Source organism: Acinetobacter lanii (assembly GCF_011578285.1).
GTDB classification, from domain to species: Bacteria; Pseudomonadota; Gammaproteobacteria; order Pseudomonadales; family Moraxellaceae; genus Acinetobacter; species Acinetobacter lanii.
The window spans coordinates 115034-128268 of record NZ_CP049916.1 but is presented as its reverse complement, the minus strand read 5'-3'; the positions used below and the strand labels follow the sequence as shown (position 1 = coordinate 128268).

Sequence of the window (13235 nt, the reverse complement as noted above, 5' to 3'; positions counted from 1 at the left end):
TGAGGATAATAACGCATGCCGAGTTTAACGCCACTCCACGAAACCTATTGTAAATGGGATCGCTCACCACCCAGCCAAGCTGATGTTTTGGAAGGTTTAGCACAGCTCGTCAGTACGCCTTTGAGCAATGTGGTAAAGAACATAATCCAGTCCTTACAACGTGAAATCTTGCTGGATATTTTTGGCTTAAGTAAGAAAAAATCCAAAGAATTTCAAAAGAATTCCTATATTCAAAAACTGTATCAATTCTCCTACAACACCTTATTAAACTACGGTAATTATTTTCTTGCGCCAACTTTACGTAAGATCATCGATCAATTTCCCAATTTACACGATAAACCTTTAACCCCAAAAATGATTTTTCTGATCAGTGCCTTAAACGGCGTGATTGGAGATTATTTGCTTAAAAACCATAATCCTCTGGCGCTCTCGACAGTCTTGTATGACCATTATGGCTCACTGCAACAAGGCGATTTATCTGGTCGAGTGGTGATTTTCTGTCATGGTTTATGTATGAACCATTTAGATTGGACCAATCGCAATTATGGCGGGATTGGTGAAAAACTGTTGGCGCAACGTGACCAAAACACCATGCTTTATTTGCATTACAACACCGGACGTCGCATCTCCGCCAATGGTCGTTCATTGTCGAATTTGCTTGAAGATTTAGTGAAACGTAATCCCCGCATTACCAGTATCGATTTAATTGGTCACAGTATGGGGGGCTTAGTATCACGTAGTGCCTTGTTCTACGGTAAACAAAATATGCACCGCTGGTTCCATATGGCAGAAAATATCGTTTGTCTGGGTTCACCGCATCATGGTGCGGTACTTGAACGGATTGGTTTTGCCGTGCAAGAGAAAGTCGGCAAATTGCCCATCGTGAAACTGGCTGGGCATATTGTGAATATTCGCAGTGACGGAATTCTAGATTTGCGTCATGGCAGTGTCCGTGATGATGATTGGGAACATAACCATGCCCGTATTGGTGGTATGGACGACAACCGTAAGCCTGCCCCACTCCCATCCCATATCAACGCCTTTATGGTGGCAGGCACGATTGAATTTGAAAATAAAAAGAACCGAACCTTAAAAATGATTGGTGATTATTTGGTGAGTGTGAAAAGTGCATTTGGCGAACATCCGAATCCACGCTTTCAACTGAAAGTACCTGAATCGCATAAAGCGGTGTTCTATGGTTTAAACCACATGGAAATTCAATATCACTCAAGTGTGGCGGAACAAATTGCGAAATGGTTTTACCCGCATCATGATGAATTGGCAGAAGAACAGATTCGCAAATATCTGGTCAAACTTGAGAGTATGGAAGGGATTGCTGAGACCTAAGTGAAGGTTTCAGCCTGTTTTCTTTATAACTCATATGGCATGTAAGAAAGAATTTTTACATGGCATTCCATGCTTGGATAGCTTTGACTTTGCCATCTTCAATCACAACGATTTGATGATAATGTGCAGCACCCCCAATATTCAAATCATTCAAAATATAGAGTGTATTCCCTAAGCTATAAATTTCTGACATTTCATGGTCATATTTAGAGCCTTTTGCTAAAGGCGTGTTTGGGAAAAAGTATTGCTCCAAATTGGATTGCGGAATAACAATGGTATGACCATTCCATTGAATCTTAATTTCAGACAATTGCCACATTGAAGTCTGATTCGGCAATTCCCCATCCGTGCCAAAAAAAGGTTTGTTTTTATAAAGCGAATATAGCGGGATATTGTCTTTGGTTTTGACCATTTTGAAATCTTGATGATTGAACTGTGCAGGTCTTACAGAAATCGTGATTCGATTTTGCTTAAGTGCATAAATGGCACTATGAGCGAGTGTTTTTTCATATTTCCACTGCTGAAAACCTTTAAAAACGTTCAGCCGTGACTTGTGAATATAGCCTTCATCAGTTTTCAAATTCGCATAAGTAGCATCATAAAATGTTTCCTTTTCGATGTCATTTAAGCAGTAAACCACTGTACCATTGTTCAATTTCCCTCTGATTTTAGCTTTTAACGAAGCTTGATCTCTAACATTTACATAACCGTCAGGATCTTGAATCAATGCATAGTTGGCGGAACTTGTGGTTGCTACAGATAGCATTGCGATAGCGATTAATTTTTTCATTTATGTTCTTCTAAATTGTTGTACTTCTAAATTATTGTTCTTCAAAAAAAGAAACCAGACTTAAAGTCTGGTTTTTTTGAGTCATTAACGAATCGGATATTTCCGCAATAATTGCCACAGACTAATCAGCGTCAACACCGCAAAGAACGCCAATGACCACACAGGCAAAGATTGCCCCAACAGCGTCCAATCCACTTTGGCACATTCACCTGAGCCTTTCAGCACTTGTTCAAAGACTGATTTCAGCGGCAAGGTATCCAACCAATAGTCCAAACCGGGACCACAACTCGGTACTTGATCTGGCGGTAAATGTTGTAGCCAGACATGACGAGTGGCCACCCCTGCCGACCATAAGATAGACAATAATCCTAAAAATGCATAACCACGTTTAAAGGCGTTGCTGATGGGATTATGTAAGAAAGCAATCAGTGAAATAATGCCGAGTCCGATTAATCCCACACGTTGGAAAATACACAGCGGGCAAGGCTCTAGCCCTTGACCATGTTCAAGGTATAAAGCAAACGCCATTCCAATGACACTTGTGATCACCAACAACCCGCTCACCGCACGGTAACTTTTCCACTGCATGGCATGTCCTCTTTTTTTTATCTGAATGCAGCAAGATAATCATCAAAACTCTGTGTTGATTCTTGCTCAAGTTGCTGTTGTTTTTCCAATGAACTGATTGCCAGCGCATCAAAATAGCGTTTTGTTTCAGGGCTAAGCTGATGCTGCTCATAAGCTTCAGCATGTTTTTGTGCCATGACACTGCCAAAGCCCCAAGTGCCATTGTTGCTCAAGGTGTCTTGAATCACTTGCGCCGATAAAGTGTTGTCCACTTCATCGATCCGTGACTGCATGGTACTCAAGGCTTGACTATACAACTGAGTTGCATAGCTTTGATTTAACATCTGTGCCAACGGTGCCATGTCAGCCAAATGTTGAGCCGCCCATTTTTCAATATGAATGGATTTTTTATTTTCAATAATAGAAGCATTCGGCGCACGACCCCGATTGACCACTTCAGTTTGGTTTTTCTCAATGATTTCGAGTTCTTTGTCGAATAGTTCTGGGCTGTATTTGAGTAAACAATACAGCGCCAACACTTCCAAAAAGCCTGCTGTGTCTTCATCTACACCAATTGGGTCATAAGGATTCACATCGACTGCACGCAGCTCAACGTAAGCCACCCCACGGTTGGCCAAAGCTTGTGACGGCGTTTCGCCTGCTTCAGGCACCTGTTTAGGGCGAACGAGACTGTAGTACTCATTTTCGATTTGCAGCACATGATCATTGATTTGAATCGGTTCGCCATTTTTGTCATTTAAGCCTAAACGGGTAAATGCGCTGTACGGCGTATGCACCGCTTGTTGTAAGCCTTCTAAATAATCCGGCAAATTGTTGTAGTGAATGCCCAGTTCTTTTTGTGCCGAATTTTGATAACCAAAGCGCCCCATGCGTAAAGCGGTCGCATAAGGAAGATGTAGCGTGCCCCCGACCAAAGGCAACAGATGATGATCACGACCGGTCATAAAGCAACGACAGACCGAAGGACTTGCACCGAGTAAAAACATCACCAAAGGGGTTAAACGAATGAAATTCCGAATCAAACCAAAGTAACGATGACTACGATAATCTTGCAGACTCAGTGCTTTTAATTGTTCATCTGTTTCGTGTTGTTGTAGTGCTTCAAACAACTCTTCAGGGAAAGAGACGTTGTAATGTACCCCTGAAATGGTCTGCATACGACGACCATAACGCACGCCTAAACCATGACGATATAGCGTTTTAAAACGTCCAATATTGGATGTGCCATAGTCAGCCAGACGGATATTTTCCTCTTCTTCATCTAACATGCATGGCATCGACAGTGGCCATAATTTTTCGCCATTTTCCAAATGACGATGTGCCACTGCATGAATATCTTTTAAATAATTCAGTGCCTCTGGAATGCTGGCTTGAGGTGGCGTAATAAACTCCATCAATGCTTCAGAATAATCCGTCGTAATATGCGGATGAGTCAGTGCCGAACCTAAGGCTTCAGGATGATTCTGCTGCGATAAAAATCCATTGCTTTGCATGCGTAGACTTTCACGTTCTATACCACGCAACATGCCTTTGAATAATGCTGAATCCACCCAATTTGGTAAAATCGATTGAGAGATGGCTTCGGGTTGACTCATTACTTACTCGCTTATCTTAAAGACGGCTTAAATAAAATCATTGATTTATATCAAGTATAACGTGAATTTTTGTCCGAGATGCAGATTGACACGACATTTCAACGGAACAAACTTTCTTATTTGCCCATTGTTTATCACAAAGTTTGCCTTTAAGACATTTGAAATTTGTGATTTTATGAAGCAATAAATGCTAATGAATTGTAAATATTATGAATTATCAAAACGTATTAGACTTTTGGTTTGACCCCAATCATCAAAAATATTGGTTTGCCAAAGACGATGATTTTGACTTCGAAATCGAAACTCAATTTGAACATACCCTACAACAAGCCATGCAATGTGAATTGTGGACATGGCGTGAAACGGCTGAAAGTCGTTTGGCGGAAATTATTGTGCTGGATCAGTTTTCCCGAAATCTGTTCCGTGACCATCCTGCCTCGTTTGCTCAAGATCCCTTAGCGCTGTCCTTGGCGCAAGAAGCCATTCGTTTAGGACTAGACTTAGCACTTAAACCGCAACAGCGTTCATTTTTGTATATGCCGTTTATGCACAGTGAATCTAAGATCATTCATGAACAAGCGCTACAATTGTTTGAAGCTTTAGGCAATCCGGTCAATCTTGAATTTGAAAAGAAACATAAAGTCATTATCGACCGTTTCGGGCGCTACCCACACCGTAATGCCATTTTAGAGCGTGAATCAACGGCGGAAGAAATTGAGTTTCTCAAGCAACCGAATAGCAGCTTTTAGTTAGTGCTATAATTTTAGGCAATTTCGTCGCTGTTCAATCGACTGTAGCGCATTGGGAGCATTTTATGGAGACATCATTATGAAAAAGTCACTCATGGGTCTTACGATGGTGGCCGTATTGGCACTTTCTGGCTGTGTCACTACACCCTCTCAACCGCGTACTTTCGATCAATTGGGGCAGTTCAGCACCACACCGTTAAATACACAGACCTATCGCATCAGCTTCCAAGGCAGTTCAAATATGAACTATGGAATGGCTGAAGAAATTACCTTACTCAAATCTGCACAAACTGCGGTGCTGAATGGTTTCCAATTTTTTAAAGTGATGGATGACCCAAGTAATCGTACCCAGCAACCGCCTCGTCAAGCGGTGGTTTATCCCAATCAGATGTATCCCTATGGTTACGGTTATGGCTTTAGACGTTTTCATGGTTTCTATGATCCCTTTTACAACATGCCTCAAGTGATCAATGTCGATCCGGTACAAGTGTCCTATACCATTCAGTGTTTTAAAGACAAAAAATCTGCACCGAATGACGCTTTTGACGCACGCTTAATTTTACAGTCCTTAGGTCAAAAATATGGCGTGACGGCAACGGGTCAGGTATTACAACCTCAACCTGTGACTGCGACACCTGCACCTGCGACCCAAGCAAAATAAGCGAGCCAGAATCGCTTTGCTGAATGAATTAAATTGAAGCTTAAACCCGATTAGGAAAATGAATGAATCCAGTGGAAGAATATCAATCTCCGAATTTACAACGTAGTCGCCGTTATGCCATGACAGCATTGATTATTGCGGTTTTGGCATGGGTCGCGCTGATGATCAGTGCCAAACTGTTGCCCGACTATGTGTGGCTGATTCATATTCTGATGTTGGGCGCTGAAGCCGGTGTGGTCGGGGGTTTAGCCGATTGGTACGCGATTACAGTGTTGTTTCGCAATCCCTTTGGTCGCATTCCGATTCCTAAATTTTTAAAAGATCACACTGAAATTATTCCCCGCAACAAAGCCCGTATTGCAGAATCCATGGGTCGTTTTGTGCAAGAAAACTTTCTATCGCCGCAGATTGTTGAAAAAAGTTTAATGCAAACCGATTTGAGTTTGGCCGTCGGAAAATGGTTGGCGAAACCACAAAACAATGCGCAAGTGACGCAAGTGATTCAGCAAACCGTACCGAAAATCTTTGAATTTGTCGGTCAAGAGCAAGTTGGTCGTTTTATTCAAAGCAATAGTGTGCAATGGGTACGCAATACTAAAATTAATAATCTCGCGAGTGAAATGATTCGTGCGGTGTTGGAAAATGACTTCCATCAGGATGTGTTGCAACGTGGGCTCGATTTAGCCCATGAATGGGTCATGACCCATCCCGAACAGACACGGGAGCTGACTCGCACGCTGTTTAAAGAACTAGGGGTATGGAAGCTGGCAAAGGGCGCCAGTTGGATCGGGATTGATGTGCAACAACGCACGATTGATTCTCTGATTGGTCGGGTCGAATCCATGCTTGCTGACCCTGAACATCCTTGGCGTCAAAAGGTGGAGGAAATCGGGCAACATTTAATGCAAGAGTTGGCCAACAATGAAAGTACCGCGAGCATTCGTTTAAACAACACCAAAGATGCATTACTCGATAGTCCGCAAGTGCTGAATTTTATCAGTGGCGCGGTGGGCATTCTGTGTAATGCCATCCGAGAAGACTTACTCAAACCTGATTCAGGTATTGCGCAAAACCTACGGGTTGCGATTCAACAAGTCGGTGAAAACATCATGTCCAATGATGCTATTCGTCAGTTAATGAATGAAAAAATCAGCGGTATTGCGGTGAACCTGAGTGACCAATACAGCGAGAAAGTCATTCGATTTATCAGTGAGCGGATTCATGAATGGGATTCGCGGGAAATGATCGACAAGATTGAAAATGAAGTCGGTGGCGACCTGCATATGATTCGGGTCAATGGCGTCGTCGTGGGTGCCTTTATTGGTTTGGTGCTTGGGATTATTCGTGCCTTGGTGGATGTGGCGTTTTAAGCATTGATCCGTCTATGACTCAATTGTTTTTGCTTTCAAAAGTGCACGCTTGATTTGAATGTCTTTTGAAAGCATTTGCTGATGCTCATGAAAAAAATGCATAAGAAAAACAAGAACAACATGCTATGTTGTCAGCCATAACAATATTAATTTTATTGCGTCTTATGATCCAGATCCAATCCAAACTGCCTGCCCAAGGGGTGACCATTTTTAGTGTCATGTCGGCTTTAGCACAACGCTTAAATGCACTGAATCTATCGCAAGGTTTTCCTGACTTTGCTGCCCCGCCCGAGCTCCTGAAGGCTTTAAGTGAGGCGACTCAAGCGGGTCATAACCAATATGCACCGGGCGATGGATTGTTGGCGCTTCGGGAGCAAGTGGCAACGCAATTTTTAAAGCGAGATCAGATTCAGCTTGACCCTGTCACTGAAATCACCATTACCCCCGGGGCAACCATTGGCATTTTTGCCACGATTCAGGCTTTGGTACAGGCGGGTGATGAAGTCATTATTTTCGATCCAAGCTATGACAGCTATGCACCCAGTGTGACTTTGGTCGGTGCCAAGCCGATTCACATTGCTTTGCAACATCCAAGCTTTGATGTGGATTGGAATCAGGTCAAAGATGCGATCAATGACAAAACCCGCATGGTGATTGTCAATACACCACACAATCCCTCAGGTGCAATTTGGTCAAAACAAGATTGGCTGAATCTGATTGAACTGATTCAAGACCGCAATATTGTGGTGCTGTCAGACGAAGTCTATGAACATTTGATTTTTGATGGACAACATCATTATTCAGCTCTGTCCTTTCCTGAACTGCGTGAACGCAGTGTGGTGGTCGGCTCTTTTGGCAAGACCTTTCATGTCACGGGGTGGAAGACCGGCTACTGTGTCGCTGCGCCAGCGTTGATGACTGTGTTTCGTCAGGTCTATCAATTTGCCAATTTCTGTGGGGTCACCCCGATTCAGTGGGCATTGGCGAATTTTATGCAGGAGCACCCTGAGCATATTGAAAATCTATCTAGTTTCTACCAAGCCAAACGTGATCTGTTTAACTCAGGCATTGAACAATCTCGTTTTAAATGTACCCCTTCGGCAGGAACGTATTTCCAAAACTTGGACTATAGCGAGATTCGACCTGAGTTAAAGGATGTCGAGATGTGCCAATACTTGGCAGAACAACACAAAATTGTAGCGATTCCAGTGTCGGTGTTTTATCAGAGCCCCCCTCGAGATTTGTGCCTCATACGTTTATGCTTCGCCAAAACAGATCAGACCTTAATAAAAGCAGCACAGATCTTATCGGTGATTTAAGCGAACAGATTGATTTTTAGCAGTTTGGTTACTCAAATGCTCAGGCTAGACAGGATTCAGCTATGCTATTGTGAAAAAATAGCAAAGCTTATTAAATTACGGACAATATTCAATAATGAAACCCCATTTAACCCCAATTGATGAGCCGAATTTCTGGAGAATTTTTTTGGTGTTTTTACTGCCATTGATTGCCACCAATATTCTGCAAAATCTCTCCGGTACCATTAACACCGTTTTTGTTGGGCAAATGCTCGGGGTCGATGCCATTGCTGCGGTGGCAGTATTCTTCCCGATCTTATTTTGCTTAATGGCATTCGTCATTGGGCTTTCAGCCGGATCTACCGTCTTGGTCGGACAAGCATGGGGGGCACAAAATGTCGAAAAAGTCCGTCAAGTGGTCGGTTCAACCCTGTTTATGACTTTTATTGGCGGAAGTTTAATTGCGATCTTTGGGGTACTGGCAGCACGTTCAATACTTACTGCTTTAGGCACAGATCCTGACGTGATGCATTTGTCCTTGCCTTATGTGCAATGGATGATGGCAGGCAGTCCGCTGCTATTTATTTATATTATTTACACTTCCATCCTGCGTGGGGTCGGTGACAGTGTCACGCCTTTGATTGCATTGGGCATGACCAGTGTGATTGGCCTATGTATTACTCCAGTACTGATTGGCGGTTATTTTGGTTTTCCAAAGCTCGGGATTATTGCGCCTGCCATTGCAACCACGGTCGGCTATTTCTCAGTCTTATTGTTTCTTTATTTCTATCTCAACAAAAAAGACCATCCCCTCAAGCCGGATCGTGCTTTGCTGGGCCATATTAAATATGATGCGGAACTGAGTAAAACCATTCTCCGCTTGGGCATTCCTACTGGAATCCAAATGATCACTACTTCTGTGGCAGGTTTGGTGATTGTAAGCCTCGTCAATCAGTATGGCTCAAATGCGACTGCGGCGTACGGCGCAGTGAATCAGGTCTTGAATTACATTCAGTTCCCTGCTCTATCGATTGGGATTGCCGCTTCAATTTTTGCAGCACAAGCCATTGGTGCAGGTAAAGCCGATTCACTGTCTAAAGTGACCAAAACCGCGCTTAGCTTGAATATCGTGATTACCGGTATTTTGGTAATCTTGGCGTATCTGTTCTCAAAATATTTAATGGCGTTGTTTATTACCGACCCAGATGTGGTGGTACTCGGTCAGCAACTGCTCTTTATTGTGGTTTGGTCGATTATTTTCTTTGGTGCCAGTGCCATTTTTGCCTCAATTATGCGTGCCAGCGGTACAGTCACAGTACCAATGGTGATCAATATTATTGCGATTGTTGCCATTGAATTGCCGTGTGCTTATCTGTTCAGTTCATGGTGGGGCTTAGCTGGCATTTGGTATGGCTATGCGCTTGCCTTTGTTTGCCTGTGCATGATGCAGGGTCTGTACTATCAATTTGTGTGGAAGAAAAAAACCGTCGAGGTCTTAATCTAAACCTGCCTTTCACTAAAAAATTAAATTCAGCAACCTATTTATGGGATGGCGTTACAGCTATCCCATAAAACTTATAAGGATTTAATTTAATCGTATTTTTAAGCCCTTTCAATTCTTGTTATAACCCTATTCAAGTTGAAGAACATCAATAGGATATAACAATGTCAAAACGTCAAATTAAGCTCGGTGCATTTATTCCAACAACATCACAACATGCAGCGGGTTGGCGACATGAAGCCTCGCGTCCGCAGGATCATCTCAGTATTGACTATGCCATTGAACTGGCAAAAATCGCTGAAAAAGGCTTATTTGACGCTTACTTTCTTGCCGATGGTTTATCAGTGAATTGGAGTCATGGCTCAACCAATGGCAAAAAACCGATTGGGTATAGTGACAAAGTGGCGAGCTTTGAACCGGTGACCTTGTTTGCAGCAATTTCTGCCGTGACCCAACATATTGGTTTTATTGCGACCGCGTCCACGACTTATGAAGAGCCGTATTTACTGGCACGCAAATTTGCCTCTTTAGATCATATTTCCAAAGGTCGTGCCGGTTGGAACGTGGTGACCACCACGTCTGCCGATACCGCACGAAATTTTGGTTTGGTCGCACATCCTGATGCAAAAGTACGTTACGAACGTGCGCATGAGTTTATTGAAGTGACGCAAAAGCTTTGGGATTCTTGGGAAGATGATGCCTTTGAACACAACAAGGAAACGGCGCACTTTTATGATGCCGAGAAAAACCATGAACCGCTGCATCAAGGCAAATACTTTAGTGTTCAAGGGGCGTTAAATGTACCTCGTCCACCGCAAGGTTATCCGGTGATTGTGCAAGCCGGTCAGTCGGAAGATGGTCGTGAGTTGGCGGCGCAATATGCCGAAGTGATTTTTACCGCACAACAAAAGCTTGAAGATGCACAAGCCTTTTACCGTGATGTAAAAGGACGTTTAGTCAAATATGGTCGCCATGCCGATGACGTGAAAATCATGCCCGGTGTTTCAGTGTTTGTGGCCAAAACTGGACAAGAAGCCCAAGCCAAATATGAACATTTAAACAGCTTAATTCACCCCGATGTGGGCTTAGGTTTATTGGCGGGTCTCGCCGGCGGGATTGATCTGTCGCCATATGACCTAGATGCGCCTTTCCCTGAACTCGATGACAGTCAAATTAATTTCTCCAGTCGTCAGCAAATGATGATCGATATTGCCCGTGAGCATCAATTTAGTATTCGTCAGTTGTATGAATATATTGCTTCTGCACGTGGGCATTGGACGCTCATTGGTACACCTGAACAAATTGTCGATCGTTTACAACACTGGTTTGAAAATGAAGCGGCTGATGGCTTTAACGTGTTACCACCGACCACACCTGCTGGTTTAGATGATTTCGTTGAATTGATTGTGCCTGAACTGCAACGTCGAGGTTTATTCCGCACTGCTTACGAAGGCACCACCTTACGTGAAAATTTAGGCCTAAAACGTCCTGAAAACCAATATGTGTTGGCGAAGCGTCATACCGCTCAAGCCTCTTAAGATTGCTGTAGAACACAATAAAAAAATGCCCTTCGGGGCATTTTTATTGTTTATTTGATGGTGTGTTTCTTGCTGGAAACAGCGCATATGCATTACCAAGTTAAACCATACTGCGCCAATTCATGCGGTTCGACTTCAATCTGCTTGTCTTTAAAATCCACCAAAATATCATTTTTCAAAGCTGCCAAACGAAAGTCTTCACGTTTACGTGGACGCTCTAAATTGACCTCCACTATACGTTTGATCCGACCCGGATTGGGTTGCATCACCACCACACGGTCTCCTAATAACACCGCTTCTTCCACATCATGCGTGACCAAAATGGTGGTGATTTTTTCTGAAGCTAGAATCCGTTGCAACTCTTGTTGCAGGTTGGCACGGGTTAAGGCATCGAGTGCACCAAAAGGCTCATCGAGTAACAAAATTTGCGGGCGATTCACCAAGCTGCGTGCAATCGCTACGCGCTGACTCATCCCACCTGACAACTCAGAGGGATAGGAATGTTTAAATGCGCTGAGTTGTACCAACTCAAGGTGATAATCGATTAACGCCTGCTTTTCAGCTTTGCTATAGGCACTCTTTTCCAAAGCCAATGCAATGTTTTGTTCAACATTTAACCATGGAAAGAGTCGGTGATCTTGAAACACAATCCCCCGCTCTAGACTTGTACCCTCAATGGCTTTGCCATCAATCAGAATTGAGCCTTTAAACTCCGCATCTAAACCCACCAAAAGACGCAATAAGGTCGATTTACCACAGCCACTATTCCCAACAATACTGATAAATTCACCCGGTTGAATATTGAGATTAATTTGATCCAACACTTGTAAGGGTTCGCCTTGTCGCAGGAAAAATTTATCTAATTGCTTAATTTCAACTTGCCCAAAGGCTTTGACTTGCTGATTCATATGTATGCCTATTTATTTTCATATTCGGTGTAGGTCTGAACGAATGCAGACCTTATTTTTTCTATTTTTAAATGGGTTTATTTGTGTAAACCTTGACGCCAACGCAGGTTATAGCCTTCAAAGAATTGTGCCAATTTGGAGAACAGCAAACCCACTACAGCAATAATCGCCATGCCATACAACACCACTTCCATCTTAAATAAACTCTGTCCATCTAAGATTGGATTGACCACACCCGGTGCCGCCACAAAGAAGTATTCCGCACCAATGGTTGCGACCCAAGAGAACACCAAGGCAATGTTTAAGCCTGCAAAAATACTCGGTGCTGCTGAGGGTAAAATCACTTTAAAAAAGGTGCTGAATTTACTGAGTTGGAATATTTTCGCTACTTCTTTGGTTTTTTCTGAGATGTTTTTGACCCCATCATAGGTATTAAAAAACACCGGATAAAACACCACCAATGCAATAAAGATCACTTTGGACAATTCCCCATTACCAAACCACATGATCATGAGTGGAATCCAAGCAAACACCGCCACATGTTTAATCGCATTTAAGGTTGGTGAGAAGAAACGATCTGCCCAACTGTTCAGTCCCAATAACAGTCCCAATGCAGCGCCGATGAGTCCCCCTGCAATAAATCCAGTGGTATTGCGTGCCAAGCTATACAGAATATTTTCAATTAATTCTTTAGACTGCCAACTTTCTACAAACACTTGCCATACATTGTGAGGACGTGGCAATAATGCGGGATCCACCCATTTTTGGTCAGTTGTGATGTACCACAGCAAAAATAGAATCAGGGGAATCACCCAGCCACGATAATCAAAATCCAATGATTTTTTTTGTTGTGCCTGTACGGCGGTTTTTTCTGTCATGGTCTTGCCCTC

12 protein-coding genes are annotated in these 13235 nt (G+C 43.0%); 7 read left to right on the top strand and 5 right to left on the bottom strand.

Going from position 1 to position 13235, the window contains the following annotated elements; all coding sequences use genetic code 11:
- Positions 1-15 precede the first annotated feature (15 nt).
- Positions 16-1347 carry a PGAP1-like alpha/beta domain-containing protein gene (locus tag G8D99_RS00595; RefSeq protein WP_166321648.1) on the top strand — a complete coding sequence of 444 codons (1332 nt, stop codon included), beginning with the start codon at positions 16-18 and terminating at the stop codon, positions 1345-1347.
- A gap of 55 nt (positions 1348-1402) precedes the next feature.
- Here the strand turns inward: G8D99_RS00595 and G8D99_RS00590 are convergent, their stop codons facing one another.
- From G8D99_RS00590 to gshA, 3 genes are all read right to left on the bottom strand, one after another.
- A complete protein-coding gene (locus G8D99_RS00590) occupies positions 1403-2137 on the bottom strand; it encodes an SH3 domain-containing protein (RefSeq protein WP_166321646.1) in 735 nt (244 codons plus the stop codon).
- An 84-nt stretch (positions 2138-2221) separates the two neighbouring features.
- Positions 2222-2725 (bottom strand): disulfide bond formation protein B, encoded by a 504-nt coding sequence (locus G8D99_RS00585; RefSeq protein ID WP_166321644.1) that lies wholly within the window; start codon positions 2723-2725, stop codon positions 2222-2224.
- Positions 2726-2742: 17 nt separating this feature from the next.
- Positions 2743-4320, bottom strand: coding sequence for a glutamate--cysteine ligase (gene gshA, locus G8D99_RS00580; RefSeq protein WP_166321642.1), 1578 nt, complete (start codon positions 4318-4320; stop codon positions 2743-2745).
- Positions 4321-4529: 209 nt separating this feature from the next.
- On the opposite strand from gshA, the gene G8D99_RS00575 reads away from it, so the two are divergent.
- The 6 genes from G8D99_RS00575 (at position 4530) to G8D99_RS00550 (ending at position 11437) form a co-directional block, all read left to right on the top strand.
- Positions 4530-5069, top strand: coding sequence for a DUF924 family protein (locus G8D99_RS00575; RefSeq protein ID WP_166321640.1), 540 nt, complete (start codon positions 4530-4532; stop codon positions 5067-5069).
- 79 nt (positions 5070-5148) lie between these two features.
- Positions 5149-5730: a CC0125/CC1285 family lipoprotein gene (locus G8D99_RS00570; RefSeq protein WP_166321638.1), complete on the top strand. Its 582-nt coding sequence runs from the start codon at positions 5149-5151 to the stop codon at positions 5728-5730.
- 62 nt (positions 5731-5792) lie between these two features.
- Positions 5793-7100 carry a DUF445 domain-containing protein gene (locus tag G8D99_RS00565; RefSeq protein WP_166321636.1) on the top strand — a complete coding sequence of 436 codons (1308 nt, stop codon included), beginning with the start codon at positions 5793-5795 and terminating at the stop codon, positions 7098-7100.
- Between the two features lie 164 nt (positions 7101-7264).
- Entirely contained in the window at positions 7265-8419 is a 1155-nt protein-coding gene (locus G8D99_RS00560; RefSeq protein WP_166321634.1) for a methionine aminotransferase, read from the top strand.
- Positions 8420-8534: 115 nt separating this feature from the next.
- Positions 8535-9902, top strand: a complete 1368-nt coding sequence (locus tag G8D99_RS00555; protein ID WP_166321632.1) for an MATE family efflux transporter — start codon at positions 8535-8537, stop codon at positions 9900-9902.
- Positions 9903-10063: 161 nt separating this feature from the next.
- Complete coding sequence (locus G8D99_RS00550; RefSeq protein WP_166321630.1) at positions 10064-11437, top strand: LLM class flavin-dependent oxidoreductase; 1374 nt, start codon at positions 10064-10066, stop codon at positions 11435-11437.
- Positions 11438-11529: 92 nt separating this feature from the next.
- On the opposite strand, the gene G8D99_RS00545 is transcribed toward G8D99_RS00550, so the two are convergent.
- Positions 11530-12345, bottom strand: coding sequence for an ABC transporter ATP-binding protein (locus tag G8D99_RS00545; RefSeq protein ID WP_166321628.1), 816 nt, complete (start codon positions 12343-12345; stop codon positions 11530-11532).
- 77 nt (positions 12346-12422) lie between these two features.
- On the bottom strand, positions 12423-13223 hold the full coding sequence (locus G8D99_RS00540; protein WP_166321626.1) for an ABC transporter permease: 801 nt from the start codon (positions 13221-13223) through the stop codon (positions 12423-12425).
- Positions 13224-13235: the final 12 nt, after the last annotated feature.

Coding starts and splice junctions, on each gene's coding strand:
- G8D99_RS00555 (WP_166321632.1), top strand. CDS start 8,535: ATGAAACCCCATTTAACCCCAATTGATGAGCCGAATTTCTGGAGAATT.
- G8D99_RS00550 (WP_166321630.1), top strand. CDS start 10,064: ATGTCAAAACGTCAAATTAAGCTCGGTGCATTTATTCCAACAACATCA.
- G8D99_RS00545 (WP_166321628.1), bottom strand. CDS start 12,345: ATGAATCAGCAAGTCAAAGCCTTTGGGCAAGTTGAAATTAAGCAATTA.
- G8D99_RS00565 (WP_166321636.1), top strand. CDS start 5,793: ATGAATCCAGTGGAAGAATATCAATCTCCGAATTTACAACGTAGTCGC.
- G8D99_RS00585 (WP_166321644.1), bottom strand. CDS start 2,725: ATGCAGTGGAAAAGTTACCGTGCGGTGAGCGGGTTGTTGGTGATCACA.
- gshA (WP_166321642.1), bottom strand. CDS start 4,320: ATGAGTCAACCCGAAGCCATCTCTCAATCGATTTTACCAAATTGGGTG.
- G8D99_RS00590 (WP_166321646.1), bottom strand. CDS start 2,137: ATGAAAAAATTAATCGCTATCGCAATGCTATCTGTAGCAACCACAAGT.
- G8D99_RS00540 (WP_166321626.1), bottom strand. CDS start 13,223: ATGACAGAAAAAACCGCCGTACAGGCACAACAAAAAAAATCATTGGAT.
- G8D99_RS00575 (WP_166321640.1), top strand. CDS start 4,530: ATGAATTATCAAAACGTATTAGACTTTTGGTTTGACCCCAATCATCAA.
- G8D99_RS00560 (WP_166321634.1), top strand. CDS start 7,265: ATGATCCAGATCCAATCCAAACTGCCTGCCCAAGGGGTGACCATTTTT.
- G8D99_RS00570 (WP_166321638.1), top strand. CDS start 5,149: ATGAAAAAGTCACTCATGGGTCTTACGATGGTGGCCGTATTGGCACTT.
- G8D99_RS00595 (WP_166321648.1), top strand. CDS start 16: ATGCCGAGTTTAACGCCACTCCACGAAACCTATTGTAAATGGGATCGC.